The sequence below is a fragment of the Pseudomonas sp. CYM-20-01 genome, from assembly GCF_023169845.1.
GTDB classification, from domain to species: Bacteria; Pseudomonadota; Gammaproteobacteria; order Pseudomonadales; family Pseudomonadaceae; genus Aquipseudomonas; species Aquipseudomonas azotoformans.
Genome location: NZ_AP025169.1, coordinates 5,760,601 through 5,785,308 on the forward strand (window position 1 = coordinate 5,760,601; position 24,708 = coordinate 5,785,308).

Annotated in this window: 29 protein-coding genes and 1 tRNA gene; 6 read left to right on the forward strand and 24 right to left on the reverse strand. The window is 59.8% G+C overall.

Annotated elements, in window-relative coordinates; all coding sequences use genetic code 11:
• Window positions 1-6 precede the first annotated feature (6 nt).
• The 6 genes from iscA to trmJ all read right to left on the reverse strand — a co-directional run bounded on the left by iscA (window position 7) and on the right by trmJ (window position 4,460).
• Entirely contained in the window at window positions 7-330 is a 324-nt protein-coding gene (gene iscA / locus M2497_RS26150) for an iron-sulfur cluster assembly protein IscA (protein ID WP_003175963.1), read from the reverse strand.
• A 28-nt stretch (window positions 331-358) separates the two neighbouring features.
• The gene (gene iscU / locus M2497_RS26155; protein WP_028617851.1) at window positions 359-745 is read right to left on the reverse strand and encodes a Fe-S cluster assembly scaffold IscU; all 387 of its coding nucleotides are present in this window, start codon (window positions 743-745) and stop codon (window positions 359-361) included.
• A gap of 99 nt (window positions 746-844) precedes the next feature.
• The gene (locus M2497_RS26160; RefSeq protein ID WP_058423378.1) at window positions 845-2,059 is read right to left on the reverse strand and encodes an IscS subfamily cysteine desulfurase; all 1,215 of its coding nucleotides are present in this window, start codon (window positions 2,057-2,059) and stop codon (window positions 845-847) included.
• Window positions 2,060-2,109: 50 nt separating this feature from the next.
• Window positions 2,110-2,601, reverse strand: coding sequence for a Fe-S cluster assembly transcriptional regulator IscR (gene iscR, locus M2497_RS26165; RefSeq protein ID WP_003194020.1), 492 nt, complete (start codon window positions 2,599-2,601; stop codon window positions 2,110-2,112).
• Between the two features lie 303 nt (window positions 2,602-2,904).
• Window positions 2,905-3,687, reverse strand: a complete 783-nt coding sequence (gene cysE, locus M2497_RS26170) for a serine O-acetyltransferase (protein ID WP_248484212.1) — start codon at window positions 3,685-3,687, stop codon at window positions 2,905-2,907.
• Window positions 3,688-3,689: 2 nt separating this feature from the next.
• The gene (gene trmJ, locus M2497_RS26175) at window positions 3,690-4,460 is read right to left on the reverse strand and encodes a tRNA (cytosine(32)/uridine(32)-2'-O)-methyltransferase TrmJ (RefSeq protein ID WP_010207895.1); all 771 of its coding nucleotides are present in this window, start codon (window positions 4,458-4,460) and stop codon (window positions 3,690-3,692) included.
• A 145-nt stretch (window positions 4,461-4,605) separates the two neighbouring features.
• Between trmJ and suhB the strand changes: the two genes are divergently transcribed.
• Window positions 4,606-5,421, forward strand: coding sequence for an inositol-phosphate phosphatase (suhB, locus tag M2497_RS26180; protein WP_003175971.1), 816 nt, complete (start codon window positions 4,606-4,608; stop codon window positions 5,419-5,421).
• Between the two features lie 223 nt (window positions 5,422-5,644).
• Here suhB and M2497_RS26185 read toward each other — a convergent pair whose 3' ends face one another.
• The 6 genes from M2497_RS26185 to queA form a co-directional block, all read right to left on the reverse strand.
• Window positions 5,645-6,187 carry a glycine zipper 2TM domain-containing protein gene (locus M2497_RS26185; RefSeq protein WP_015885750.1) on the reverse strand — a complete coding sequence of 181 codons (543 nt, stop codon included), beginning with the start codon at window positions 6,185-6,187 and terminating at the stop codon, window positions 5,645-5,647.
• A gap of 123 nt (window positions 6,188-6,310) precedes the next feature.
• The gene (gene secF / locus M2497_RS26190; RefSeq protein ID WP_248484214.1) at window positions 6,311-7,225 is read right to left on the reverse strand and encodes a protein translocase subunit SecF; all 915 of its coding nucleotides are present in this window, start codon (window positions 7,223-7,225) and stop codon (window positions 6,311-6,313) included.
• A gap of 9 nt (window positions 7,226-7,234) precedes the next feature.
• Window positions 7,235-9,106, reverse strand: coding sequence for a protein translocase subunit SecD (secD, locus tag M2497_RS26195; RefSeq protein ID WP_058423382.1), 1,872 nt, complete (start codon window positions 9,104-9,106; stop codon window positions 7,235-7,237).
• A 62-nt stretch (window positions 9,107-9,168) separates the two neighbouring features.
• Complete coding sequence (gene yajC, locus M2497_RS26200) at window positions 9,169-9,507, reverse strand: preprotein translocase subunit YajC (protein ID WP_003175975.1); 339 nt, start codon at window positions 9,505-9,507, stop codon at window positions 9,169-9,171.
• Window positions 9,508-9,550: 43 nt separating this feature from the next.
• A complete protein-coding gene (gene tgt, locus M2497_RS26205) occupies window positions 9,551-10,666 on the reverse strand; it encodes a tRNA guanosine(34) transglycosylase Tgt (protein ID WP_003175976.1) in 1,116 nt (371 codons plus the stop codon).
• Window positions 10,667-10,671: 5 nt separating this feature from the next.
• Complete coding sequence (gene queA / locus M2497_RS26210) at window positions 10,672-11,721, reverse strand: tRNA preQ1(34) S-adenosylmethionine ribosyltransferase-isomerase QueA (protein WP_248484216.1); 1,050 nt, start codon at window positions 11,719-11,721, stop codon at window positions 10,672-10,674.
• Between the two features lie 108 nt (window positions 11,722-11,829).
• Here queA and M2497_RS26215 point away from each other — a divergent pair.
• Window positions 11,830-11,914: transfer RNA gene (locus M2497_RS26215), tRNA-Leu, on the forward strand.
• Between the two features lie 95 nt (window positions 11,915-12,009).
• On the opposite strand, the gene M2497_RS26220 is transcribed toward M2497_RS26215, so the two are convergent.
• Genes M2497_RS26220 through M2497_RS26260 form a run of 9 tightly spaced genes read right to left on the reverse strand, consistent with a single transcriptional unit; the run spans window position 12,010 to window position 20,645 of the window.
• Entirely contained in the window at window positions 12,010-13,086 is a 1,077-nt protein-coding gene (locus M2497_RS26220; protein WP_248484219.1) for a chemotaxis response regulator protein-glutamate methylesterase, read from the reverse strand.
• Window positions 13,049-13,582 (reverse strand): chemoreceptor glutamine deamidase CheD, encoded by a 534-nt coding sequence (cheD, locus tag M2497_RS26225; RefSeq protein ID WP_058423385.1) that lies wholly within the window; start codon window positions 13,580-13,582, stop codon window positions 13,049-13,051. Before cheD ends, M2497_RS26220 begins: the two co-directional genes overlap by 38 nt.
• Window positions 13,579-14,388 carry a CheR family methyltransferase gene (locus tag M2497_RS26230; RefSeq protein WP_092249251.1) on the reverse strand — a complete coding sequence of 270 codons (810 nt, stop codon included), beginning with the start codon at window positions 14,386-14,388 and terminating at the stop codon, window positions 13,579-13,581. Before M2497_RS26230 ends, cheD begins: the two co-directional genes overlap by 4 nt.
• 9 nt (window positions 14,389-14,397) lie before the next feature.
• A complete protein-coding gene (locus M2497_RS26235) occupies window positions 14,398-14,937 on the reverse strand; it encodes a chemotaxis protein CheW (RefSeq protein WP_058423387.1) in 540 nt (179 codons plus the stop codon).
• Between the two features lie 39 nt (window positions 14,938-14,976).
• A complete protein-coding gene (locus M2497_RS26240) occupies window positions 14,977-16,635 on the reverse strand; it encodes a methyl-accepting chemotaxis protein (protein WP_248484221.1) in 1,659 nt (552 codons plus the stop codon).
• Between the two features lie 29 nt (window positions 16,636-16,664).
• Window positions 16,665-18,704, reverse strand: coding sequence for a chemotaxis protein CheA (locus M2497_RS26245; RefSeq protein WP_248484223.1), 2,040 nt, complete (start codon window positions 18,702-18,704; stop codon window positions 16,665-16,667).
• A gap of 40 nt (window positions 18,705-18,744) precedes the next feature.
• A complete protein-coding gene (locus M2497_RS26250) occupies window positions 18,745-19,032 on the reverse strand; it encodes an STAS domain-containing protein (protein WP_248484225.1) in 288 nt (95 codons plus the stop codon).
• A 23-nt stretch (window positions 19,033-19,055) separates the two neighbouring features.
• Entirely contained in the window at window positions 19,056-19,424 is a 369-nt protein-coding gene (locus tag M2497_RS26255; protein WP_058423391.1) for a response regulator, read from the reverse strand.
• A gap of 9 nt (window positions 19,425-19,433) precedes the next feature.
• Complete coding sequence (locus M2497_RS26260) at window positions 19,434-20,645, reverse strand: methyl-accepting chemotaxis protein (protein ID WP_248484228.1); 1,212 nt, start codon at window positions 20,643-20,645, stop codon at window positions 19,434-19,436.
• Between the two features lie 238 nt (window positions 20,646-20,883).
• On the opposite strand from M2497_RS26260, the gene M2497_RS26265 reads away from it, so the two are divergent.
• Window positions 20,884-21,264 carry a cupin domain-containing protein gene (locus M2497_RS26265; protein WP_248484230.1) on the forward strand — a complete coding sequence of 127 codons (381 nt, stop codon included), beginning with the start codon at window positions 20,884-20,886 and terminating at the stop codon, window positions 21,262-21,264.
• Window positions 21,265-21,372: 108 nt separating this feature from the next.
• On the opposite strand, the gene M2497_RS26270 is transcribed toward M2497_RS26265, so the two are convergent.
• Window positions 21,373-21,657 (reverse strand): hypothetical protein, encoded by a 285-nt coding sequence (locus M2497_RS26270; protein WP_201026013.1) that lies wholly within the window; start codon window positions 21,655-21,657, stop codon window positions 21,373-21,375.
• A 274-nt stretch (window positions 21,658-21,931) separates the two neighbouring features.
• On the opposite strand from M2497_RS26270, the gene M2497_RS26275 reads away from it, so the two are divergent.
• Window positions 21,932-22,261: a hypothetical protein gene (locus M2497_RS26275; RefSeq protein ID WP_248484232.1), complete on the forward strand. Its 330-nt coding sequence runs from the start codon at window positions 21,932-21,934 to the stop codon at window positions 22,259-22,261.
• Between the two features lie 8 nt (window positions 22,262-22,269).
• On the opposite strand, the gene M2497_RS26280 is transcribed toward M2497_RS26275, so the two are convergent.
• On the reverse strand, window positions 22,270-22,905 hold the full coding sequence (locus M2497_RS26280) for a LysE family translocator (protein ID WP_248484234.1): 636 nt from the start codon (window positions 22,903-22,905) through the stop codon (window positions 22,270-22,272).
• Window positions 22,906-23,044: 139 nt separating this feature from the next.
• On the opposite strand from M2497_RS26280, the gene M2497_RS26285 reads away from it, so the two are divergent.
• Window positions 23,045-23,416, forward strand: coding sequence for a PH domain-containing protein (locus M2497_RS26285; RefSeq protein ID WP_071496425.1), 372 nt, complete (start codon window positions 23,045-23,047; stop codon window positions 23,414-23,416).
• Window positions 23,417-23,513: 97 nt separating this feature from the next.
• Here M2497_RS26285 and M2497_RS26290 read toward each other — a convergent pair whose 3' ends face one another.
• The gene (locus tag M2497_RS26290) at window positions 23,514-23,822 is read right to left on the reverse strand and encodes a DUF3077 domain-containing protein (protein WP_248484236.1); all 309 of its coding nucleotides are present in this window, start codon (window positions 23,820-23,822) and stop codon (window positions 23,514-23,516) included.
• A gap of 455 nt (window positions 23,823-24,277) precedes the next feature.
• Between M2497_RS26290 and M2497_RS26295 the strand changes: the two genes are divergently transcribed.
• A complete protein-coding gene (locus M2497_RS26295; protein ID WP_248484238.1) occupies window positions 24,278-24,664 on the forward strand; it encodes a hypothetical protein in 387 nt (128 codons plus the stop codon).
• Window positions 24,665-24,708: the final 44 nt, after the last annotated feature.

Sequence of the window (24,708 nt, forward strand, 5' to 3'; positions counted from 1 at the left end):
ATAGCCTCAGATGTTGAAGCTTTCGCCGCAGCCACATTCACCGCGTACGTTGGGGTTGTTGAACTTGAAGCCTTCGTTCAACCCTTCCTTGACGAAATCGAGCTCGGTGCCGTCCAGGTAGGTCAGGCTTTTAGGGTCGATAATCACTTTTTCGCCGTGACTTTCGAACACCTGGTCTTCCGCAACCACCTCGTCGACAAACTCCAGCACGTAGGCAAGGCCGGAACAGCCCGTGGTGCGAACACCCAGACGAATCCCCTCACCTTTACCGCGCCCATTCAGGGAGCGGCGAATGTGCTGCGCAGCCGCTTCTGTCATGCTGATAGCCATCATTGACTCCTTACTCGTCGCCAAATGCTTAGATCAAGCCTTTCTTCTGCTTGTAGTCGCGAACGGCCGCCTTGATGGCGTCTTCTGCGAGTACCGAGCAGTGGATTTTCACGGGCGGCAGGGCCAGTTCTTCGGCCAGCTGGGTGTTGCTGATGGTGACAGCCTCATCCAGGGTCTTGCCTTTCATCCATTCGGTCGCCAGCGAACTGGAAGCGATGGCCGAACCGCAGCCGTAGGTCTTGAACTTGGCGTCTTCGATAACGCCAGCGTCGTTGACCTTGATCTGCAGGCGCATCACATCGCCGCACGCCGGAGCGCCGACCATGCCGGTGCCGACATCAGGGTCTTCCGCGTCCATCTTGCCGACGTTGCGCGGGTTTTCGTAGTGGTCGATGACCTTTTCGCTGTAAGCCATGGTACTGAATCCTCACTCATCAGGGCCGCTCTGGAACCCTGTAGAAACGCCTGCGTTTTCCGCCACGTTCCTACAGAGCTGGGGTGGCGGCTTCTATAGTTAGTGTGCCGCCCACTCGATCTTGGAAATATCGACACCGTCTTTGTACATGTCCCACAGCGGCGACAGGACGCGCAGCTTGTTGACGGCTTCGCAGACTTTCTGCGCGGCGTAGTCGACTTGCTCTTCGGTGGTGAAACGGCCGAACGTAAAGCGGATCGAGCTGTGTGCCAGTTCGTCGTTGCGGCCCAGTGCGCGCAGTACGTACGAAGGCTCAAGGGACGCCGAGGTGCAGGCCGAACCGGACGAAACCGCCAGGTCCTTGAGCGCCATGATCAGCGACTCGCCTTCGACATAGTTGAAGCTCAAATTCAGGTTGTGCGGTACACGGGCGGTCATGCTGCCGTTGATGTACAGCTCTTCAAGGCCTTCGACCTGCTTGTAGAAGCGGTCGCTCAGCGCTTTGATGCGCACGTTTTCGGCAGCCATGTCTTCCTTGGCCACGCGGAAGGCTTCGCCCATGCCGACGATCTGGTGGGTCGCCAAGGTACCCGAACGCATGCCGCGCTCGTGACCGCCGCCGTGCATGGTGGCTTCGATGCGCACACGTGGCTTGCGGCTCACGTACAGGGCGCCAATGCCTTTAGGGCCATAGGTTTTATGGGCCGAGAACGACATCAGGTCGACTTTCAGCTTCGACAGGTCGATGTCGACCTTGCCGGTGGACTGGGCAGCGTCGACGTGCAGCAGGATGCCCTTGGAACGGGTCAGCTCGCCGATGGCCGCGATGTCGTTGATGGTGCCGATTTCGTTGTTCACGTGGATCACGGAAACCAGGATGGTGTCTTCACGCAGCGCGGCTTCGATCATGGCCGGGGTGACGATACCGTCGGTGGTCGGCTCGAGGTAGGTAACCTCGAAACCTTCACGCTCCAGTTGGCGCATGGTGTCGAGGACAGCCTTGTGCTCAATCTTGGTGGTGATCAGGTGCTTGCCCTTGGTCGCGTAGAAATGCGCCGCGCCCTTGATAGCCAGGTTGTCGGACTCGGTGGCACCGGAGGTCCAGACGATTTCACGCGGATCTGCGCCAACCAGGTCTGCCACCTGGCGACGAGCGTTCTCGACCGCTTCCTCGGCTTTCCAGCCGAATACGTGGGAACGGGAGGCCGGGTTGCCGAAGTTTCCGTCAACCAGCAGGCATTCGCTCATCTTTTGCGCGACACGCGGATCAACCGGGGTGGTCGCTGAGTAATCAAGGTAAATCGGCAATTTCATGGACTTTCTCCTAAATCAGGCTGGCTGGCGTGCCGTTAGCTCTTCGGCTGTCACTCGACGGCGGACGCTTCGATCTTGTCCAGACGCGGCGCCTTGGTGTTGCAACGGCGCTGGTCCTGACGCTGGGCTACTTCTTGCACCTCACGGCGAGTCACAAGATCAGCCAAGCTGATACCACTCAAAAACTCATGGATCTGCAGGCTCAAGTCACACCACAAGTGGTGCGTGAGGCAGGTGTCGCCGGCGTGGCAATCACCCAGCCCCTGGCATTTGGTGGCGTCGACGGATTCGTTGACCGCGTCGATCACCTGGGCGACCTGAATGCCCTGCATGTCACGGGACAACTGATAGCCACCACCCGGCCCACGCACACTGGACACCAGGTTGCTGCGACGCAATTTGGCGAACAGTTGCTCGAGATAGGACAGGGAAATGCCTTGGCGCTCAGAGATATCGGCCAGGGACACCGGCCCAGTTTGCGCGTGCAAAGCCAAGTCGAGCATGGCGGTCACCGCGTATCGGCCTTTTGTAGTCAGTCTCATGGACAAGTACCAAGGTGTTTCAGAATGGGAGCAAGTATGCGATTCCCGAGTATTTAAGTCAACTATAAGACCTAGTACTTTAGTCAGGATTACCCGTAAAAAGGGCGCGCGAATCATAGCAGGATGGGGTGGGGACGAACAGCGGGAACAGGGCCGGATGGAGATTGCTGGATCAACGGAGGTCAACATGTGGGAGGGGGCTTGCTACAGATAGCAGTCTGACAGCTGAAGAATGCATCGACTGACCCACTGTCATCGGGGGCAAGCCCCCTCCCACATTTGAGCTGCATTGGTCGCGAGGCCTCAGCCGACCTTGGTGGCGGCTTCGTCCTTGATTTCGGCGAAGTCTTCTTCGCGCAACTCAGGCAGATCCTTGGCGCAATACGGGCTACCCAGATCCTTCAGCGCACCACACATACCCTCCAACTTGCCGTCCACCGCCTGCAGATGGTCGAGCAACTGGCCGATAGCGCGTGCCACCGGGTCGGGCATATCTTCGCTGACACCGTAGGCATCAAAACCGATTTTCTCGGCCATCGCCTTGCGCTTGGCTTCCTGCTCATCGCCAACTTCCGGCTTGACGATGATCCGGCCCGGGATACCGACTACGGTAGCCCCCGGAGGCACGGCCTTGGTCACCACCGCATTGGAGCCAACCTTGGCACCCGCGCCGACAGTGAAAGGGCCGAGCACCTTGGCGCCCGCCCCCACCACCACGCCATCACCCAGCGTGGGGTGCCGCTTGCCTTTGTTCCAGCTGGTGCCGCCCAGGGTCACGCCCTGATAAAGGGTGACGTCATCACCAATTTCGGCGGTCTCACCAATCACGATGCCCATGCCGTGGTCGATAAAGAAACGGCGCCCGACTTTGGCACCCGGATGAATCTCGATCCCGGTCAACCAGCGACCGAAGTTCGACACCAGCCGCGCCAGCCATTTCCAGCCCATGCCCCACAAGGTGCCGGACAGGCGATGGATCCAGATGGCGTGCATGCCCGGGTAGCAGGTGAGCACTTCAAAGGCATTGCGCGCCGCCGGGTCACGGTGGAAAACACTCTGGATATCTTCTCGCAAACGCTCGAACATTTTTAATCCTTCCGTTTAAGAAGCTCGCCACGGGCCGCCTTCTGGGTTTCCGTGAGGATGCCACGCAATATATTCATTTCTGCCCGGCTGACCGAGCTGCGTCCGTAAAGGCGACGCAGGCGCGCCATCAAGTGCCGTGGTTTTTCCGGATCGAGGAACTCGATGGCCACCAGGGTTTGCTCCAGGTGTTCATAGAACCGTTCCAGCTCGTCCATGGTGGCCAACTCGCCACTTTTGGTCGAGGCAACCTCTTCCTTCTCTACCTTGCTTGGCTGACCAGCAGCGGCCAGCCAGGCCATGCGCACTTCGTAAGTCAACACCTGCACCGCTGCCCCGAGGTTCAGCGAGCTGAATTCAGGGTCTGATGGGATGTGCACGTGGTAGTGACATCGCTGCAGCTCTTCATTGGTGAGGCCGGAGTCTTCACGACCAAACACCAAGGCGATTTCAGCGCCACCGGCGGCCTCTTCCACCACCTTGGTGCCGCACTCACGAGGATCCAGCAATGGCCAGGGGATGCGACGGTCGCGGGCACTGGTACCGAGCACCAGGTTGCAGCCGACCAAAGCGTCTTCCAAGGTGGCGACGACCTGGGCTTTTTCAAGCAGGTCATTGGCACCGGATGCGCGGGCATCGGCCTCGTGATGCGGGAACACGCGTGGTTCGACCAGCACCAGGCGCGTCAGCCCCATGTTTTTCATGGCTCGCGCCACCCCGCCGATGTTGCCGGGATGACTGGTATTGACCAAGACGACACGAATGTTTTGCAGCAAGGGAGGCGCTCTCGGACACGGGAAAGGGGAGCAAATCTTACAGAACAGCCTAAGGTTATGCCATGAAAGCTAACGTCGTCCTTCACCTGAAGAAAGTTTCTGCTAGAATGCTCGGCTTTCTTTAACAACCTTAGGTGACACATCCATGCAGCCCATGCTGAATATCGCGCTGCGCGCCGCCCGCAGCGCCAGTGAATTGATCTTCCGCTCCATCGAGCGCCTGGATACCATCAAGGTCGACGAAAAAGACGCCAAGGATTACGTATCCGAGGTGGATCGCGCCGCCGAACAGAAAATTATCGACGCCCTGCGCAAGGCCTACCCTACCCACGGCATCCTCGGTGAAGAAACCGGCCTGCACAAAGGCAGCGGTGAAGGCGAAGACTACCTGTGGATCATCGACCCACTGGATGGCACCACCAACTTCCTGCGCGGTATCCCGCACTTTGCCGTGAGCATCGCGTGCAAATACCGTGGCCGCCTGGAACACGCCGTTGTTCTGGACCCGGTCCGCCAGGAAGAATTCACCGCCAGCCGTGGCCGTGGCGCCCAATTGAACGGTCGTCGCCTGCGTGTCAGCGGTCGTACCAGCCTGGACGGCGCCCTGCTGGGTACCGGCTTCCCGTTCCGTGACGACCAGATGGACAACCTGGAAAACTACCTGGGCATGTTCCGCGCCTTGGTTGGCCAGACCGCCGGCATCCGTCGCGCTGGCGCAGCAAGCCTGGACCTGGCCTACGTGGCCGCCGGTCGTTTTGATGCGTTCTGGGAGTCGGGCCTGTCCGAGTGGGACATGGCTGCAGGCGCGCTGCTGATCCAGGAAGCAGGCGGTTTGGTGAGCGACTTCACCGGCGGTCACGACTTCCTTGAAAAAGGCCACGTGGTTGCCGGTAATACCAAATGCTTCAAGGCAGTACTGACGGCGATCCAGCCGCACCTGCCGGCTTCGCTGAAGCGCTAAGCGAGCAGGCACAAAAAAGCACCCCGAGGGGTGCTTTTTTTATGCCTGGGATTTGAGGTTTGCCGCAACTCCAGCAACAACACAAATCAATTGTGGGAGGGGGCTTGCCCCCGATTGCAGTGGGTCAGCACCTAACAAGCTGACTGATCCACCGCTATCGGGGGCAAGCCCCCTCCCACATTTTGAACTCACATAATTTTTTGCATCTGTACCAGGCTTGAGATTACTGCTGGTTCTGGCCCAGCACCAAGCGGCCTTCCTTGTCGACCGGAATCTGGCCGCCTGGATCACGGTCCATACGCACCGAGCCTTCCTTGCCATCCAAGGTGTAACGCACGTCATAACCGACAACCTTGTCGCTGATGTCGTTGACGGTGTTACAACGGGTTTGCGTGGTGGTGTAGGTATCGCGGTTCTGCATACCTTCCTGAACCTTGTTACCGGCATAACCGCCACCGACCGCACCGGCTACGGTAGCCAGCTTCTTACCGTTACCGCCACCGACCTGGTTACCCAATAGGCCACCGGCCAGTGCACCGACCACCGTACCGACGATCTGGTGCTGATCCTGCACGGGCTTCTGCCGAGTCACGGCGACGTCCTTGCAGACCTCACGCGGCGTTTTAATCTGGGTTTTCACCGGCTGCACTGCCAGCACTTGCGCATACTCAGGGCCGCTTTTTACCAGGCTGTAGGTGGCAACAGCACCCCCGGCAGTCACACCGACAGCACCCAATACCGCACCAACCAGTAACGACTTGTTCACGTGAACCTCCTGACCATCACAAACGGATCGAAAGATCCGCGCTATACCCAGCCTTGGAGCAAAAAAAAAGGCACGAGTTCAATACTCGTGCCTTCTTTGTAACAGCGGATCAACAAGCGCCCATCAAGGGCGGTCGTCAACCTCCTTGCCAGTAGCCGCAGGAGGGATCAGATCTTCGCTGTTGAGGTTCAGCCAGATCAGCACCACGTTGGCGATATAGATCGACGAGTAGGTACCCGCCAGCACGCCGATGAACAACGCCAGGGAGAAACCCCACAGGTTGTCGCCGCCGAAGATCATCAGCGCCGCAATCGCCAGCAACGTGGAGATCGACGTCGCCATGGTGCGCAGCAGGGTCTGGGTGGTGGAGATGTTGATGTTCTCGATCAGCGAGGCCTTGCGCAGTACACGGAAGTTCTCGCGAACCCGGTCGAATACCACGATGGTGTCGTTGAGCGAGTAACCAATGATCGCCAGCACAGCCGCCAGCACGGTCAGGTCGAAGGTCACCTGGAAGTACGCCAGGATACCCACGGTCACGATCACGTCGTGGATCAGCGACACGATCGCGCCAACACCGAACTTCCACTGAAAGCGGAACGCCAGGTAGATCATGATGCCGACCAGCGCCATCAGCATGCCGAGGCCGCCCTGGTCGCGCAGTTCTTCACCCACTTGCGGGCCGACGAACTCGACGCGCTTGACCGACGCCGGGTTGTCGCCGCCGACCTTCTGCAAGGCCTCGGCCACCTGGTGACCCAGTTGCGGGTCTTCGCCCGGCATACGCACCAGCAGGTCGGTAGTCGCACCGAAGCTCTGCACGATGGCTTCGTGATAGCCGGCCTTGACCAGCTCGTTGCGCACCAGGGTAACGTCGGCCGGCTTCTCGTAGGTCAGCTCGATGAGCGTACCGCCGGTGAAGTCCAGACCGTAGTTCAGGCCCTTATGGAACCAGCTGAACAACGCCAGAACGGTAAGGAGCACGGTGACGCCGAACGCAATGTTGCGAACGCCCATGAAGTTGATTGTACGTAACATGGCAGCCCCTTAAATCCACAACTTCTTGAAGTCACGCCCGCCAAAGATCAGGTTGACCATTGCGCGGGTCACCATGATGGCCGTGAACATCGAGGTAAAGATACCGAGGGACATGGTCACCGCAAAACCTTTGACCGGGCCAGTGCCCATGGCAAAGAGAATCCCGCCGACCAGCAAGGTGGTCAGGTTGGAGTCGAGAATCGCAGTAAATGCCCGGCCGAAGCCTTCGTTGATTGCACGCTGTACGGTCATGCCCGCCGCGATCTCTTCACGGATCCGCGAGAAGATCAGTACGTTGGCGTCTACCGCCATACCCATGGTGAGTACGATACCGGCGATACCTGGCAGGGTCAGAGTAGCACCCAGCAGCGACATCAGGGCCAGCAGCATCACCATGTTGCCCGCCAGGGCCACGGTGGCGATGATGCCGAAGAAGCGGTAGATGGCGATGATGAACAGCGACACGAACAACATGCCCCACAACGCCGCGTCGATACCCTTGGTGATGTTGTCGGCACCCAGGCTCGGGCCGATGGTACGTTCTTCAGCGAAGTACATCGGTGCGGCCAGGCCACCGGCACGCAGCAGCAGGGCCAGCTCCGAGGATTCGCCCTGGCCGTTCAGGCCAGTGATGCGGAATTGAGCACCCAGCGGCGACTGGATGGTCGCCAGGCTGATGATCTTCTTCTCTTCCTTGAAGGTCTGGACCGGTACGTCCTTCTCGACGCCGTCGACCATCTGCTTGGTGTAAGTGGTGACAGGGCGCTGCTCGATGAAGATCACCGCCATGCTGCGACCAACGTTGCTGCGCGTGGCGCGGCTCATCAGGTCGCCACCGTGGCCATCCAGGCGGATGTTCACTTCAGGCGTACCGTGCTGCGAGTCAAAACCGGCCTTGGCATCGGTGACCTGGTCACCGGTGATGATCAAGCCACGCTCGATCAGTGCAGGAGGACGATTGCCTTCGCGGAACTCGAACTCCTCGGCAGTGGCGCGGGTAGCACCCGGCTCGGCCGCCAGACGGAATTCCAGGTTGGCCGTCTTGCCCAGGATACGCTTGGCTTCAGCCGTGTCCTGCACGCCCGGCAGCTCAACCACGATGCGGTTGGCGCCCTGGCGCTGGACGATCGGCTCGGCTACACCCAGCTCGTTGACGCGGTTACGCACCGTGGTCAAGTTCTGCTTGATGGAGTATTCACGGATTTCCGCGATCTTGGCCGGCGTCATCGCCAGGCGCAGTACAGGCTGACCATTGAGGTCGGCCGGTACGATGTCGAAATCGTTGAAGTTCTTGCGGACCAGCGCACGGGCCTGTTCGCGGGACGCTTCGTCAGAGAAACCCAGCTGGATGGCACCGTTGAACTGCGGCAGGCTGCGATAGCGCAGCTTCTCTTTGCGCAGCAGGCTCTTCACGTCGCCTTCGTAGACTTTCAGGCGAGCGTCGAGGGCTTTGTCCATGTCGACTTCCAGCAGGAAGTGCACACCACCGGACAAGTCCAGGCCCAGCTTCATCGGGTGCGCGCCAATGCTGCGCAGCCATTGTGGCGTGGTCTGTGCCAGATTGAGCGCGACTACATAGTCATCACCCATGGCCTTGCGTACGACGTCCTTGGCCGGCAATTGGTCTTCTGCCTTGGTCAGGCGCAACAAGCCGCCTTTGGCACCCGCCGCCAATGTTGCCGCCTTGACCTGGATCCCCGCATCAGTGAGCGCTTTGCTCGCACGGTCCAGATCGGCCTGATTGACCTGCAGCGAAGTGCTGGCGCCAGTGATCTGGATCGCCGGGTCATCAGGATAAAGATTGGGAGCGGAATAAATAAAACCGATCGCCAGCACCGCCAGGATCAGTACGTATTTCCACAGAGGGTATTTGTTCAGCATCACGCCGCCCGCTTATAACGCGGGGCGCCTTGCGCGCCCCGTCGATTGGTAAAGGTTGTTACTCAGATCGCTTTGAGCGTGCCTTTTGGCAGCGTGGCGGCGATGGCGCCCTTCTGGAACTTCATTTCTACGGTGTCGGAGACTTCCAGGACCACGAAAGCATCGGAAACCTTGGTGATCTTGCCGGCGATACCGCCAGTGGTCACCACTTCGTCGCCTTTTTGCAGGCTGCCGAGCAGGTTTTTCTGCTCTTTGGCGCGCTTGGCCTGTGGACGCCAGATCATCAGGTAGAAGATGACCAGGAAGCCGACCAGAAAAATCCACTCGAAACCACCGCCCATAGGACCGGCAGCGGCAGGCGCAGCGGCATCAGCCATGGCGTTAGAGATAAAAAAGCTCATTTAGCACTCCAGTTGCAAATAGTGAATCTTAGGGTCGGAAAACTCAGTCCAAGGGCGGCACAGGGAGCCCGCGCTTGGCATAGAAGGCATCGACGAAGGCGGCCAATGTACCCTGTTGAATAGCCTCGCGCAAACCAGCCATCAGGACTTGGTAGTGACGCAAATTGTGGATGGTATTCAACATGCTACCCAGCATTTCCCCACACTTGTCCAGATGGTGCAGATAAGCACGGGAGAAGTTCTGGCAGGTGTAGCAGTCACAGGTGGGATCCAGCGGCGAATCATCATGGCGATGGAACGCGTTACGGATCTTCAGCACGCCTGTATCGATGAACAGATGCCCATTGCGGGCATTACGGGTTGGCATCACGCAATCGAACATGTCCACACCGCGGCGCACACCCTCTACGAGATCTTCCGGTTTGCCAACGCCCATAAGGTAACGAGGTTTGTCAGCCGGCATCAGGCCCGGCAGGTAATCCAGTACCTTGATCATCTCGTGCTTGGGCTCGCCCACCGACAGACCGCCGATGGCAAGGCCGTCAAAACCGATCTTGTCGAGACCTTCGAGCGAGCGTTTGCGCAGGCTTTCATGCATACCGCCCTGGACGATCCCGAACAGCGCCGCCGTATTGTCGCCATGGGCGTTCTTCGAGCGCTGGGCCCAACGCAGCGACAACTCCATGGAAATCCGCGCGACGTCTTCATCGGCCGGGTACGGCGTGCACTCATCGAAAATCATTACGATGTCGGAACCCAGGTCACGCTGCACCTGCATCGACTCTTCCGGGCCCATGAATACCTTGGAACCGTCCACCGGCGAGGCGAAGGTCACGCCCTCTTCCTTGATCTTGCGCATGGCACCCAGGCTGAACACCTGGAAACCACCCGAGTCGGTCAGGATAGGGCCCTGCCACTTCATGAAGTCATGCAGGTCGCCGTGCTTCTTGATCACTTCCGTGCCCGGGCGCAGCCACAGGTGGAAGGTGTTGCCGAGGATGATCTCGGCGCCGGTGGCGACGATGTCACGCGGCAGCATGCCCTTGACGGTGCCGTAGGTGCCCACGGGCATGAAGGCCGGGGTCTCGACGGTGCCGCGCGGGAAAGTCAGGCGACCACGACGGGCTTTACCGTCGGTGGCGAGCAATTCAAACGACATACGACTCATAGTTGTTCCTCTGGGCCGCGTGGCGCCGGGTTACGGGTGATAAACATCGCATCACCGTAGCTGAAAAAACGGTATCCATTGGCGATGGCGGCTTGATATGCGGCCATGGTCTCGGGATAACCGGCAAATGCCGACACCAGCATCAACAGCGTGGATTCCGGCAAATGGAAGTTGGTGACCAGGCAATCGACCACATGGAACGGCCGGCCTGGGTAGATAAAGATGTCAGTGTCGCCACTGAACGGCTTGAGCACGCCATCACGCGCCGCACTCTCCAGCGAGCGCACGCTGGTGGTGCCCACCGCGATCACCCGCCCGCCCCGCGCCTTGCACGAAGCCACGGCATCCACGACGTCCTGGCTGACTTCCAGCCACTCGCTGTGCATATGGTGGTCTTCGATGTTATCCACACGCACCGGCTGAAACGTACCGGCCCCCACGTGCAGGGTCACATAGGCGGTCTCGACGCCCTTGGCCGCAATCGCATCCAGCAGCGGCTGGTCGAAATGCAACCCGGCCGTCGGCGCGGCAACGGCGCCCAGGCGTTGGGAGTACACCGTCTGATAGCGCTCGCGGTCCGAGTCTTCGTCGGGGCGGTCTATATAAGGAGGCAACGGCATATGGCCGACACGCTCCAGCAGCGGCAACACTTCTTCGGCAAATTTGAGCTCGAACAGCGCATCATGGCGCGCCACCATCTCGGCTTCGCCACCGCCATCAATGAGGATGCTCGACCCCGGTTTCGGCGACTTGCTGGAGCGCACATGGGCCAGCACGCGATGGCTGTCCAGCACCCGCTCCACCAGAATCTCCAGCTTGCCGCCGGAGGCTTTCTGGCCAAACAGCCGCGCCGGAATCACCCGGGTATTGTTGAACACCATCAGATCGCCTGGGCACAAATGCTCAAGCAAATCAGTGAATTGACGGTGTGCGAGGGCACCGCTCACCCCGTCCAGGGTCAGCAGTCGACTGGCGCGACGCTCGGCCAAAGGGTGGCGAGCGATCAGCGAATCAGGGAGCTCAAAAGTAAAGTCAGCAACGCGCATGATGGGGTTCGTCTAGCAGGGCCGGGAAGTCTAGCGGAAATAGTCAAAATTGACCATGAAACGTGATTGACCAACGGTAATCACCTCTCTATACTTCGCCGCCATTGAGCCCTGATGGCGGAATTGGTAGACGCGGCGGATTCAAAATCCGTTTTCGAAAGGAGTGGGAGTTCGAGTCTCCCTCGGGGCACCATCTTAAAAAAAGACCTTGAAATTCAAGGTCTTTTTTTTCGTCTGTAGAAAAGTGGTTTGTCGACGCAACAACTCCCTTCCCCCTCCCACTCCCCCTCACTTATGCAAGATCGCCCGATAAATATCCTCCAACGCCATGATGCGCTGAGCGGCGTTGAGTTTGATGGCTTCCTTGGGCATGCCGAACACCACGCAACTGGCTTCATCCTGGGCGACTGTCGCGGCCCCGGCCTCGAGCATTTCCTTGAGCCCGCGCGCGCCGTCGTCGCCCATGCCGGTCATGATGATGCCGGTGGCATTCCTGCCGGCGTAGCGGGCCACCGAGCGAAATAGCACATCCACGGAGGGTCGATGGCGGTTGACCAGCGGTCCATCGATCACCTGAGCGTGGTAATAGGCGCCGCTGCGGTTGACCATCAGGTGCTTGCCGCCGGGTGCGATCAGGGCCAGGCCAGGCAGGATACGGTCGTTGTTGCGCGCTTCGCGCACCTCGATTTCGCACACGCTGTTGAGGCGCTCGGCGAACGAAGCGGTGAACTTCTCGGGCATGTGCTGCACGATCACCATACCCGGGCATACGCGCGGCAGTGCCGTCAGCACGGCTTCCAGCGCTTGGGTGCCGCCGGTGGAGGTGCCGATGGCGACGATACGCTCGGTGGTCTGGGCCATGGCGTGGCCATTGCCGGCTGGCAGGATCGCATCGGCACTGAGCTTGCTGGCCGGGGTCAATGGCGGGCTGACGCTGCGCTTTCCCAGGTTCTTGACGTTGGAGTTCGCTGCGGCCCGGATCGCGGCCACCAACTCGGCCGCCGACTCAATCAGGAAACTCTTCAGGCCGGTTGAGGGCTTGGTGATGATTTCCACAGCGCCCGCCGACAGCGCCTGCAGGGAGGTTTCCGCGCCTTTCTGGGTCAGCGAGGAGCAGATCACCACCGGCGTCGGCCGCTCGCTCATGATTTTCTTGAGAAACGTGATGCCGTCCATGCGCGGCATTTCGACATCCAGCACGATCACGTCCGGCCATTCCCGCGCCAGTTTGTCCATGGCGAAAATCGGGTCGGAAGCCGCCCCCATGACGTGGATATCCGGCGTATCGCTGAGAATCGCCAGCAGTACCTGGCGCACCACGGCCGAATCATCGACCAGCAGCACACTGATTTTTTTGGTAGGCATCTTCTTGAAGTATTCCCATTGGTTGGTGCCGAACCCAGACGTTGCCGTTCCACAGGTCGAACATGATCGTGCGGTAACCGGTACTGCCCATGTCCTGGGCGGTCAGGTGCAGGTGATGACGCTCGGCCAGGGCCAGCGCCGCGCGAATATTCAGGCTGGCCACGTCCTGCGTCGGCAGGCGGCGTTGCAGATCAGGAAACATCTCGCCGCCACCGAACAACTTGACCTGGTAATCCCGTGCATGCGTGCCATTGATTTGCGCGTGGCGCAGCAGCAGTTCCAGGGCTTCGTCGGCATACCGGCCATCGAGGGGCTGATGGTTGCGCAGGCGCCCCGGCAGCATGAAGTGACACATGCCGCCGATCAGCCGCTGCGGATGCCAAAAGGTGATCGCCACGCATGAGCCGAGCAAGGTCCGCAGGCGCGTCGGCCGCGTTGCAAAACTGACTTGGCCAGGCGCCAATACCACTTCGGTCGTACCCACGGGCTTTTTCATGGCTTGCGGTAAATCGACGGCGCCACCAGCTTCAAGGTGTCATTGACGCCGTGGAGGCTTTCGGAGTGACTGATGATCAAATAACCGCCGCGTTTAAGCAGCGGCAACAGACGCGCGACCACCTGGCTCTTGGTCTGCTGATCGAAATAAATCATCACGTTGCGCAGGAAAATCACCTCAAACTCCCCCAGCGCCGGCAGCGCTTCGTTAAGGTTGACCTGGATAAAGTTGACGCGGTTGCGCAAGGTCTTGTCGATCAGGACGGTGCCCTCCTGACGTCCCATGCCCTTGAGGCAGTACTTGACCAGCAGCGGCTGGGGCAATGTCTCAATGCGTTCCATTGAGTAATGCCCTGTGCGCGCCTTGGCCAGTACCTGGGAGCTAATGTCCGAGCCGATCACTTCCCAGGGCGTGGTGCCGAGGCTTTCGGCCAGGGTCATCGCCAGGCTGTAGGGCTCTTCGCCGGTGGAACTCGCCGCGCTCCACACGCGAAACATCCGGCCCGGCGCGGCCTGGGGCAACACGTGCTGACGCAGGAAGTCGAAGTGCTTGGGCTCGCGAAAAAAATAGGTTTCGTTGGTGGTCAGCAAATCCAGCGCAACCTGCAGTTCGCCCTTGCGCTGGTCATTCATGATCAGCTTGAAATACTCACCATAGCTCTGCAGCTCATAGTGCTTGAGGCGCTTGAACAGGCGCCCGGCCACCAGGGCTTTCTTGGCGGGCGACAGGTTGATGCCGGCCGCCCGGTACAGCCAGGTCTGGAACTGACCGAATTCATGATCGTCGATGGAGACGGTGTCTGACATGATCGAGCCTCAACGCAGGTCGAGGTCAGGGGCCGGCGCCTGGCCGGCCTCGGCCAGGCTGGACATCTCGTCGATGGACAGCACCTTGTCCACTTCCAGCACGATCACGAATTTGCCCTCGACCTTGGCCATGCCACTGATGAAATCGGCGCGAATGCGCGCACCGAAGCTGGGTGGCGGTTCGATCTGCGTGGCCGGGATCTCCTGCACGGCAGATACCGTATCGACCAGCAGCCCGATGTCCTGTGGCTGACCGTCCTCGGTACTCGCCTCGATGATGATCACGCAGGAACGCCGGGTGATCGCCGAGTTGGCCCGCCCAAAGCGCGCCGACAAGTCCACCACCGGCACCACTGCGCCGCGCAGGTTGATCACCCCGCGCACGAAAGCGGGCATCATCGGCACCACGGTCAGGCTGCCGTATTCGATAATTTCCTTGATCCCCAGGATGCCGATGGCGAACATTTCGCCGCCCAGCATGAAGGTCAGGTACTGCGCATCCTCATCGACCGCCACTGCGGTCTGCCGAGTCGTCATTACTGCGCCCATGTCACTACTCTCCCTTGTAGGCCCGCATCGATCGTGCGATCAGAAGCGGGTGAAATCCGATTCGTCCGGGGCACTGGCCATGGTGTAGGCGAACGCCTTGCGCGGCGGCGTTGGTTTGGTGCGCGGCGGTTGACGGTTGGGCGTGCTGCCGGGGCTGTCCACGCCGGTGCTTTGCACCGCAGCCTTGGACGCTGAATCCAGCACGAAGAAACTCATGGCCTGTTGCAGTTGCTCGGCCTGGCTGCTCATTTCTTCGGCCGTGGCCGCCAGTTCCTCACTGCTCGAGGCGTTTTGCTGGGTCACTTGGTTGAGCTGGGTCATCGCCGTGTTGATCTGCGCTACGCCGGCGGCCTGTTCTTCGGACGCCGCGCTGATTTCCTGCACCAGGTCGGACGTCTTGTTGATGGAAGGCACCATTTCGTCGAGCAACTTGCCGGCTTTCTCGGCCATCTCCACGCTGCTGGAAGACAGTTCGCCGATTTCCTGGGCGGCGACCTGGCTGCGTTCGGCCAGCTTGCGCACTTCGGCGGCCACCACGGCGAAACCCTTGCCGTGCTCGCCGGCCCGAGCGGCCTCGATGGCGGCATTAAGCGCGAGCAGATTGGTCTGGTAGGCGATGTCATCGATGATGCTGATGCGCTGGGCGATTTTCTTCATCGCCACCACCGTCTGCTGTACCGATTCGCCGCCCTCGGTGGCTTCCTTGGCCGCTTTGCTGGCCATGCCGTCCGTGACCTTGGCGTTTTCGGTGTTTTGATTGATGCTGGCGCTCATCTGCTCGACCGACGCACTGGTTTCCTCGACGCTGGCAGCCTGTTCACTGGTGGCCTGGCTCATCGATTGCGCGGTGGCGCTGACTTGTTCGGAGGCGCTGGCAAGGTTATCGGAGGCGTTACGCACTTCGCCGATGATATGGGCCAGCTTGCCGACCATGTTGCGCATGGCGTTGAGCACCATGCCGGTTTCATCTTTGCCACCTGGCTCGATGTGCGCATTAAGGTTGCCTTCGGCCAATTGCTCGGCGGCGCTCGCCGCCTGGCGCAACGGCCGGGAAATGATCCGCGCGATGAATATCGCCAGGCCCAGACCGATCAGCAGGGATGCGACCAGTACCGCGATGATCGACACGCGTGAGCTTTCATACAGCGCCGAGCCCTTGTCACCCGCGGCAGTGGCGCCGGCGTCATTGAGCTCGACCATTTTCTGCAGGCGGTTGGTCACCTCATCGAAATGCCCTTTGGATTCACCCCGGAGCAAACTGCGCGCCTGGGCTTCCTGGTTCTGACGGGAAAACTCCAGGACCTGCTTGCTGCTCGCAATGTAGGCATCCCATGCGCTTTTCACGCTGAGCAGGAGTTGACGATCGTCATCGTTCGACAGCAATTGCTCGTAGGTCTGCATGCGGGTTTCGAACTGCTGGCGCGCTTCGGTGGCTTCGCGTTCGGCCTGGGCCTTTTCTTCGGGAATCTCGGTACCGATGTGGCGGTTTTCTTTCAAGCGATAGTTGGCAGCAAAAAAACGCATGCCTGCGGCTGCACGCATGGAGGGCATCCAGTTGCCCTTGATGTCCTGGGCGGCCTGGTTGACGGCACCGAGCTGAAGGATAGCGAAGGCGCCCATGGCCCCGGTGAGGGCCAGGACCACCAGGAAAGAGCTGATCAGCTTGGTGGAAATTTTAAGATCGTAGAACCATTTCATCAGGGAACCTCCATGGAATTGCAAAGACGTCAGCGGGCGACGAGCGGTGGCGACTGAGGCGCCTGGGCCGTGCGGGCTTCCAGTTGTACGATTTGATTGAGTAGCGCCGGTACATCCAGGATCAAGGCCACTGCGCCGCTGCCCAGAATGGTCGAGCCACTGATACCGCGCAGTGCTCCGAACAACTTGCCCAGTGGCTTGATCACGGTCTGGAACTCGCCGTGCAGGTCATCGACCACCAGCCCGGCCTTGTGCTCGGCATAGCGCACCACCACCACGTTCTGACGGCGAGCGGCCGGGCCTTCGTGGCTGAAGTGGTCGCGCAAGTCCACCAGGGGCAGCACCTCGCCACGCAGGTCCAGATAGCCCTGATCGCGGCTCGACTGGCGCTGGCGTTCATCCAGCTCGACGCATTCCTGGACCATGTCCAGCGGAATCACGTAGGTGGATTGGTCGACGCCGACCAGGAAGCCATTGATGATCGCCAGGGTCAGCGGCAAGCGAATGCGCACCACCGTGCCCTGGCCTGGGCGGCTGTCGAGGTCCACGGTGCCGCGCAACAGCGTGATATTGCGCTTGACCACGTCCATGCCGACGCCACGCCCGGACAGGTTGGTGACGGCCTCGGCGGTAGAGAAGCCCGCCTCGAAGATCAGGTTGTAGACCTCCTGGTCGGAGAGCACCGCGCCGCTGGCCACCAGCCCGCGTTCCTGGGCTTTTTCCAGAATGCGGTCGCGGTTGAGCCCGGCGCCGTCATCGGCGATTTCGATGACGATGCTTCCGGAGTCGTGGTAGGCATTCAGGCTCAGATGGCCCTTGCTCGACTTGCCCGCCGCACGTCGCGCATCGGCGCTTTCGATACCGTGGTCCATGGCGTTGCGCAGCAGGTGCATCAGCGGGTCGCCGATCTTCTCGACCACGGTCTTGTCCAGCTCGGTCTCCGCGCCGCTGATGATCAGCTCGATGTCCTTGCCCAGTTCCTGGCTGACATCGCGCACCACGCGACGGAAGCGGTTGAACGTGTCGCCGATGGGGATCATGCGCAGGTGCAGGGCACCATCGAGAATCTCTTCTACCAGCCCGGACACCGTCGAGGTGGCCTCTTGCAGCGGGTCGTTGTTACAGGAGCGCGCCAACAGGCTGGCGCCGGCGCTGGCGATCACCAATTCGCCGACCAGGTTGATCAACTCATCGAGCTTGTCGGCGTTGACCCGAACATAACTGCCGTCGCGGGTTTTCGCCTCGCTGTTCGCTGGCTGGCGCTGGGGCGACGCGGGGGCCAGGCCTGGCTCGGCTTGCGCGATCAGGTCACTGCCGATGGCGACGCTGCTTGCGGGCGTTTCGTCGACGGCGCGGATGTGCACGTCACAGTCGTCGCGCACGAAGTCGAACACTTCGTTGAGCGTGGCATGGCTGGCCGTCGAACGCAGGTCGATCTCAAAGCCCAGGTAGCAGCTTTCCGGGTCCCAGTGCTCCAGGGCGGGGATGCTGTCGGTCAGGGTGGTGACCTGCACCATTTGCCCCAGCGTATCGAGGTAGCGCAGGAACGACAGCGGGTCCATGCCATTACGGAACACGTCCACGCCGAAACGCAGAGAAATATGCCAAAGCACGTCGGCCCCTGTGTCGTCGTGCACCGCAGCGGGTACGACGTCGGCAGTGGCGGTGCGCAGCGGCTGATAGTCGCTCAGCGCCTCGCGCAAGGTCTCACCGCGCTCCAGCGTGGCCGGGGTCGGCGTCTCACCGCGACTGGCGACCACGTCGATCAGTTCAAGCATGTGGTCGCCGCACTTGAGCAGCAGCGCGATCAACGCCGCGTCCACCGCCACACTGCCATCGCGCAGGCGATCGAGAACGTCTTCGACGATATGCGTGAACCCCACGATCGACGCGAGGCCGAACAGTCCGGCGGAACCCTTGATAGTGTGCGCGGCGCGGAAAATCGCGCCGATGGCATCCTGGTCGCCGGGGTCGCTTTCCAACTGCAGCAGGGATTGCTCCATGGCCTGCAGTAGCTCGCGCGCCTCGACGATGAAGGTCTGCAGTGCCTGATCGAGATTGATGCTCACCTGGACTTTCCTTGTCGATCAATGAACGGGACAGTGCCGCTTAAAGAGCGGCGCTGCGACACAGTTGGAGCGCCTGCATGACTGCCTGGCTCTGGCCGGTGACACTCAAGGCGGTGCCGGCAATGCCGGCTTCACGCTGGATGACGGCCAGCAACTGCAGGCCGGCACCGTCCATTTCCGTCACCTGGGACAGGTCCAGTTCCAGGCGCGGCGCCGCGCCCATCTGCGGCCACAACGCGCCCGCCAGTTCAGCGACGGTGTAGATCGTGAGTTCGCCGTCGATGCCCACATGGGTAGTGTCGTCGATTGTTTCGTGAGTGATCGGCATGTTGGCCTCCCTGGCGCCGGGTGTCAGGGCAGGATCAATTTGGAGACCGCCGCCAGCATCTGCGCCGGCTGGAATGGCTTGACCACCCATGCCTTGGCGCCCGCGGCCTGGCCTTCGGCCTTCTTCGATTCCTGAGACTCGGTGGTCAGCATGATGATCGGGGTGAACTTGTAGTTGGCCAGCTTCTTCACCTCCTTGACGAAGGTGATGCCATCCATGTTGGGCATGTTCACGTCGCTGATGATCAGGTGCACTTTTTGCCCGGTCAGCTTGTTCAGGGCGTCCTTGCCGTCGCTGGCCTCGATCACGTCGTAACCGGCGCTTTTCAAGGCGATGCCGACCACTTGGCGCACGCTGCTGGAGTCGTCGACCACTAATACATTCTTCGCCATGATGTGCTCCTAAAAGAAAGTGATGTCTTGGGAATTCGACTGCACTGCCGCCTCGCCACGATGGAGGCGTCGTTGCTCGTCAGTGGCATAGGTGGTTTCCATGCGCGCCAGCCACTGGCGAGCGTCGATGTCCAGCGGCTGGTCCGGGGTCTGGTTGGCCTGTTGCAGATGGTCATGCAGGGCGTGCATGTTGTCGCGCACGTGACTGAGGATCTGGCTGACCCGGTCCTGGAATTGCAGGTTGACCAACACCTCGGTCATCTCATCGCGGATGCCGTAGCTTTCCTGTTTGAGCAGGTCGGCGGATTCGGCCAGACGCCCAGTGATGTTCTGGAAGCGTGTGAGCACCATTTGAATACTGTTTTCGGACTCGGCCACCGAATGGCTGTCCTGGTCGGCACTGCTGGACGCGGCCTGCACCAATTGAGTAATGGCGTTATTGATGATGTCGACCTTGGCCGACATCTGCTGGCCCGTTTCACTGGATTTGCTCGACAGGCTGCGCACCGCATCGGCCACCACCGCGAAGCCGCGACCGGCCTCACCGGCGCGCGCCGCTTCGATGGCCGCGTTGAGGGCCAGCAGGTTGGTTTGTGCGGCAATCGCTGCCACATCAGCGGCCATGGTACGCAGCTCGCCCGTGTAGGCGGTCAGGCTGCGCACCTGCGCCAGGGTCTGGTCACGGCTGGTTTGCGTGGCCTTGAGCGAATTGATCACCTGGCTCAACTCGCTGTCACTGCGTGCCAGCACCTCAAGCGCGCCGTCAGCGGCCTGCCCGTCCAGCTCGCCGGCCGCGTGCTGCGACGCTTGTACCGTTTCCTCCAAGCGGGTGGCGATCCCGGTGAAACGGTTCACCAGGCTCACAATCGCTTCCTCGGTCTGATGGCGCGAGCTTTCCACCTGCTTGGCCCAGATGGGCATGGCGCCCAGCAATACCTCATCGAGCTGTGCACGCGAGGCCAAGCCGTTATGCGCGTACACACTCGATTGGTCCGCCTGCGCCTGAGCAATCGCTCGCTGCAGTGCGTTGCGCTGTGAAGCCGCGCTCCAGGCACAGGCACCGAGGCCGATCATCACCAGTACCGTGCAGGCCAGCAGATTGGCCGGCGAAGTGGATTGCACGAGTATCCACACAACGGCCGGCACGACCGGAATCAAGGCGAACCAACGGAAACGAGGATAAACGGGAAGGTGCGTGCGGCTGGATGGGCGCTGGGGCATGAGTTCGATCCTTGAACAGTGTTGCGGATGTAAACGACATAGAGTTTATCCGCCCCTAGCGGCTCAACTTTAGGTCTGTTGAGTGCCTTCCGTCTGGTTTATGACCGGTGTGTGACTGAGCACGGAGTTAAGTGTAGGTGACGCCAGCTGACACGCTCAGGCTGCTTGCAGGATCGTACAAGCGCCCTCGATCCCTCATTCGCTAACCTGACGACTCTTATCCAGCAGAGTCTCCGACATGTCTCAGTCACAGCCCCCGACACACCCCATAAATCTCATCCAAAAAGCTGACCTGATCGACCAACCATGGAGCCCACGCGTCGTTGCGGAGATGAACGACTACCAGTTCAAAGTCGTGCGCATCGAAGGCGAGTTCATCTGGCACTCCCACCCCGAAACCGACGAGGCCTTTCTGGTACTTGACGGTACCCTGCGTATCGACCTTGCAGACGGCCCGGTCTATGTCGCACCGGGTGAGCTGTACGTGGTCCCTCGGGGCGTAGCGCACCGCACAGCCGCCGAAGGCGAGGCCAAGCTGATGATGATCGAGCCACGGGGCATCTTGAATACCGGGCATGAAGGTGGGGAGCTCACGGCTGTGAATGACCAGTGGATCTGAGGCTGGCGTCGCCTGCTCGCTCATACTGTTATGAGACACTCACTCCACTTATCGTGTCAGCCTTGAACAGGTCAAGACGCGGCCGCCCCGGACGAGCGGCCGGGAGGGTTATTTCAGCAAGGCAATCAGCGTGCAGACCACCGTGATCGCCAGCGCCGGCCATTGCATCGGCATGAAAAAGAAGTGGTGGCGCACGCCATCGGCGTGCGGTTGTCGGTTCAGTACAAAGCCCAGCACGGTGTTGATCGCTGACCCCGCCCCGAAGCCGAGCAACACCTGCATCAGCGATGTGTTGCCGGGTTTGACGCTGGGGTCGGGCCACAGCCACATTAATAGCAGCACCATCGCCACCGGTGTAAACAACGTCAGCCAGCCTGCGCCGCGATAGATCATCGATTAATCCTCACAACTTGCGAGTCTGTGGGGGCCTGGGTGGGAAGTGAGTGCATGCGTTTTTCCGTCCTTGTAATGGGTCAAGCCTTGCACCGCCCCCGTCTGGTGGCCGAGTGCATTTGGCACGGCGAGTTGGAACATGGCTAATTAATATTGTTCCTTGGGCAAATGACTTCACAGGGGCGTGAGCCTGGCAGTTCGCGGTATTGGGGTCTTTTTTTTCCTGCGTAGAACAGTGATCATCGCCCTCCCCCAAGCCCTAGGAACCAAGACCATGGAGTTGACGCTGGAAGCTGTTGCGCTTTTTGCACTGAAGCTGGTGCACGAGACGGACGGCGGCAGCCCGGTTTTGCGGGACGATCCGGTGATGGATGGGTATGAGCGGGAGGTATTCGGGTTGCTGGTGCGGCAGGAGGATTTAGCGGTCATTCAATCCAAAGTCGCGGAATGTGTGGATCAAGCGCTTGAAGCCCTGGGCGGGGCCGATACGGTGATGGGGCGCGAGTTGCAGCGCTTGGCGCTGGGCGTGCGCCAGGCGTCGACATTGGATGAACTCAATGCCCCGCTCAACGCACTCAAGGATTACCTGAAAGCCATTCTGTAACGCGCGGTTCAGCGCCGCCCTTCCACCGCCATCCGCACCGCCAGCCCCATCAACACCGAGCCCATCAACCAGCGCTGCACCACTTGCCAGCTGGGCCGGGTGACGAAAAACACTGCGATCGACCCCGCCATGGTGGCAATCGTCGCGTTGACGCTCACGCTGATGAAAATCTGCGTAAAGCCCAGTACCAGGGATTGCGTCAGCACGCTGCCATGGCCGTTCGGGTCGATGAACTGCGGCAGCAGCGACAAATACATCACTGCCACCTTGGGGTTGAGCAGGTTGGTCACCAGGCCCATGGTGAACAGCTTGCGCGGGCTGTCCTTGGGCAAGTCCCGCACCTGGAACGGCGAACGCCCACCCGGCCGGATCGCCTGCCAAGCCATGTACGCCAGGTACAGCGCGCCGCCGAAACGCAGCGCGTCATAGGCAAACGGCACCGCCATGACCAGAGCCGTGATCCCCAAGGCGGCGCACAGCATATAAACCAGGAAACCCAAAGCCACGCCCCCCAGGGAAATCAACCCGGCCGTGCGGCCCTGGCAGATCGAACGGGAGATCAGGTAAATCATGTTCGGGCCGGGCGTGAGCACCATGCCGAGTGAAATCAGCGCATAAGCCAGCCAACTGGATAGTTCGGGCATTGTTGGGCTCCTGGGGTGTTAGGTTGTCAGCGAAATATTTGGTCAAGGTTGTCGGCTTGGCCGCCATGGTAGGGCGTTCAAAATGCGCGCGTTAGATACAGATCCGCGAGCAAAACGGCATACACCCAAGAGGCAGGACATGATCGACTTCAACAACAAAGGCTTCTTCAAGCTCAAGCAAAACAACGAATACGCCGAACGCGTCGCCGCCCTGCTGCTGGACGGAGAAGAAGTGGTCGACGCCTACAAGGCCATGCGCGACGGCGTGGTATTCACCACCAAGCGCATCATCGCGGTGAACGTGCAGGGGATTACCGGCAGCAAGAAGGACTTCACGTCGCTGCCGTATAAAAACATCGTGGCGTATTCGGTGGAGACATCCGGGACGTTTGATCTGGATTCGGAGCTGGAGATTTACTTTTCGTCGCTGGGCAAAGTGAAATTCGAATTTACCGGCAAGACCTCGATTGTGGAAATCTCGCGGTTGATTTCCAAGCACCTGCTGGCCTGATCGGCAGGCAATTGATTTAGACGGCGGTCCCCCAATCAAAATGTGGGAGGGGGCTTGCCCCCGATAGGGCCCCCTCCCACACCATCAAACCACAGCCCTACACACCAACGCCTTCCCCTTCCTCCACCGCCCCATTCGGCAACATCCCATTCGCCAAATCATCCACCACCGCCTTGGCCATCTCCCCCAAATAATGCGCCGCCCAGGCATAGCGATCTGCACTGGAATCCATGGCTGCATCCAACGCCAGCAACTTGGAACAGTGCAACAGCTCGGAGGCATGCTCCAGGGCATCACGGATGGGCACGCCGGAATTGACGCGGAATAGACGGTGGAGGTTCGGCTGCTTGCCGCAGGTGGAGAAGGTGATGATGCCGAGGGTGTTGTTGAGGGGTGGGTTGATCATTGGGCACCTCCAGAGTGGTTGGAGATGCTTACGATGGTATTGCGTGGGTACGACCTGTCAGAAACGCTCATTGGCTTAACTCCTAATGTAGATAAGAGCCGCCACGTTCGTTTCCAGGCGAGTGGGTGGCAGCTATGCGCAGGCTGGAAAACCGGGACAATAGGAACCCGGCAGACCCGAAGGTCTCCCGCGCACAGCCGCCATAACACGGATATGCTGGCACAAAAACACCAGCAATCGTGATAAATAGTGGCGCCTGTGCGCTATTGTTCCACGGGTTTCCAGGCCCGATCGCCGAAAGTCGACGACACGCCAAAAGTAGCCTAAAGACTGATTAGCGGAAAATCGGCTTTGTGGCTAAACGTGTCTGATGAAGCAGAAAAAATCAACTGAAATCAAAAGCCAATAACTTTTTATTAAACAATATAAAAGCAGTCGACGAGACCAGCACACATATGAAACCTGAGCAAAAGACATTAAATTTAGATTCATTTTACTCGAACATACTAAAAGAGGACGAATTAGGAGCAACCATCCGCACGCACATTTATATAGAGTCAGCTCTTGAGCAGCTGATTGAAATATTAGTTTCAGATTATGAGCACATCAAAAAGATGCAGCTCGACTTCTCTCAAAAGGTAAACCTAGCAGTTGCGGTAGGGATGCCAAAAGATTTCGCCCCAGCACTTTTAGCAGTCGGGACGATTCGAAATAAATTTGCGCACAGGATTGACACAAAAATTGACAAGGAGAAAACAAACAACCTTTACAAACAGCTTTCACCCGACCAGAGAAGTGCGATACATGCATCATTCAAAAACACGCTAAAAAAACACCACTAGATCAAGCGAGGAATCTTTCCGACATCACACCTAAAGAGCAATTT

Excerpts from the sequence above, each read along its gene's own strand:
- iscA (WP_003175963.1), bottom strand. The coding sequence starts at position 330 with ATGGCTATCAGCATGACAGAAGCGGCTGCGCAGCACATTCGCCGCTCC.
- iscU (WP_028617851.1), bottom strand. The coding sequence starts at position 745 with ATGGCTTACAGCGAAAAGGTCATCGACCACTACGAAAACCCGCGCAAC.
- M2497_RS26160 (WP_058423378.1), bottom strand. The coding sequence starts at position 2,059 with ATGAAATTGCCGATTTACCTTGATTACTCAGCGACCACCCCGGTTGAT.
- iscR (WP_003194020.1), bottom strand. The coding sequence starts at position 2,601 with ATGAGACTGACTACAAAAGGCCGATACGCGGTGACCGCCATGCTCGAC.
- cysE (WP_248484212.1), bottom strand. The coding sequence starts at position 3,687 with ATGTTCGAGCGTTTGCGAGAAGATATCCAGAGTGTTTTCCACCGTGAC.
- suhB (WP_003175971.1), top strand. The coding sequence starts at position 4,606 with ATGCAGCCCATGCTGAATATCGCGCTGCGCGCCGCCCGCAGCGCCAGT.
- secF (WP_248484214.1), bottom strand. The coding sequence starts at position 7,225 with ATGTTACGTACAATCAACTTCATGGGCGTTCGCAACATTGCGTTCGGC.
- secD (WP_058423382.1), bottom strand. The coding sequence starts at position 9,106 with ATGCTGAACAAATACCCTCTGTGGAAATACGTACTGATCCTGGCGGTG.
- yajC (WP_003175975.1), bottom strand. The coding sequence starts at position 9,507 with ATGAGCTTTTTTATCTCTAACGCCATGGCTGATGCCGCTGCGCCTGCC.
- tgt (WP_003175976.1), bottom strand. The coding sequence starts at position 10,666 with ATGTCGTTTGAATTGCTCGCCACCGACGGTAAAGCCCGTCGTGGTCGC.
- queA (WP_248484216.1), bottom strand. The coding sequence starts at position 11,721 with ATGCGCGTTGCTGACTTTACTTTTGAGCTCCCTGATTCGCTGATCGCT.
- M2497_RS26220 (WP_248484219.1), bottom strand. The coding sequence starts at position 13,086 with ATGCCTACCAAAAAAATCAGTGTGCTGCTGGTCGATGATTCGGCCGTG.
- cheD (WP_058423385.1), bottom strand. The coding sequence starts at position 13,582 with ATGAAAAAGCCCGTGGGTACGACCGAAGTGGTATTGGCGCCTGGCCAA.
- M2497_RS26230 (WP_092249251.1), bottom strand. The coding sequence starts at position 14,388 with ATGTCAGACACCGTCTCCATCGACGATCATGAATTCGGTCAGTTCCAG.
- M2497_RS26235 (WP_058423387.1), bottom strand. The coding sequence starts at position 14,937 with ATGGGCGCAGTAATGACGACTCGGCAGACCGCAGTGGCGGTCGATGAG.
- M2497_RS26240 (WP_248484221.1), bottom strand. The coding sequence starts at position 16,635 with ATGAAATGGTTCTACGATCTTAAAATTTCCACCAAGCTGATCAGCTCT.
- M2497_RS26250 (WP_248484225.1), bottom strand. The coding sequence starts at position 19,032 with ATGCCGATCACTCACGAAACAATCGACGACACTACCCATGTGGGCATC.
- M2497_RS26255 (WP_058423391.1), bottom strand. The coding sequence starts at position 19,424 with ATGGCGAAGAATGTATTAGTGGTCGACGACTCCAGCAGCGTGCGCCAA.
- M2497_RS26260 (WP_248484228.1), bottom strand. The coding sequence starts at position 20,645 with ATGCCCCAGCGCCCATCCAGCCGCACGCACCTTCCCGTTTATCCTCGT.
- M2497_RS26265 (WP_248484230.1), top strand. The coding sequence starts at position 20,884 with ATGTCTCAGTCACAGCCCCCGACACACCCCATAAATCTCATCCAAAAA.
- M2497_RS26270 (WP_201026013.1), bottom strand. The coding sequence starts at position 21,657 with ATGATCTATCGCGGCGCAGGCTGGCTGACGTTGTTTACACCGGTGGCG.
- M2497_RS26275 (WP_248484232.1), top strand. The coding sequence starts at position 21,932 with ATGGAGTTGACGCTGGAAGCTGTTGCGCTTTTTGCACTGAAGCTGGTG.
- M2497_RS26280 (WP_248484234.1), bottom strand. The coding sequence starts at position 22,905 with ATGCCCGAACTATCCAGTTGGCTGGCTTATGCGCTGATTTCACTCGGC.
- M2497_RS26285 (WP_071496425.1), top strand. The coding sequence starts at position 23,045 with ATGATCGACTTCAACAACAAAGGCTTCTTCAAGCTCAAGCAAAACAAC.
- M2497_RS26290 (WP_248484236.1), bottom strand. The coding sequence starts at position 23,822 with ATGATCAACCCACCCCTCAACAACACCCTCGGCATCATCACCTTCTCC.
- M2497_RS26295 (WP_248484238.1), top strand. The coding sequence starts at position 24,278 with ATGAAACCTGAGCAAAAGACATTAAATTTAGATTCATTTTACTCGAAC.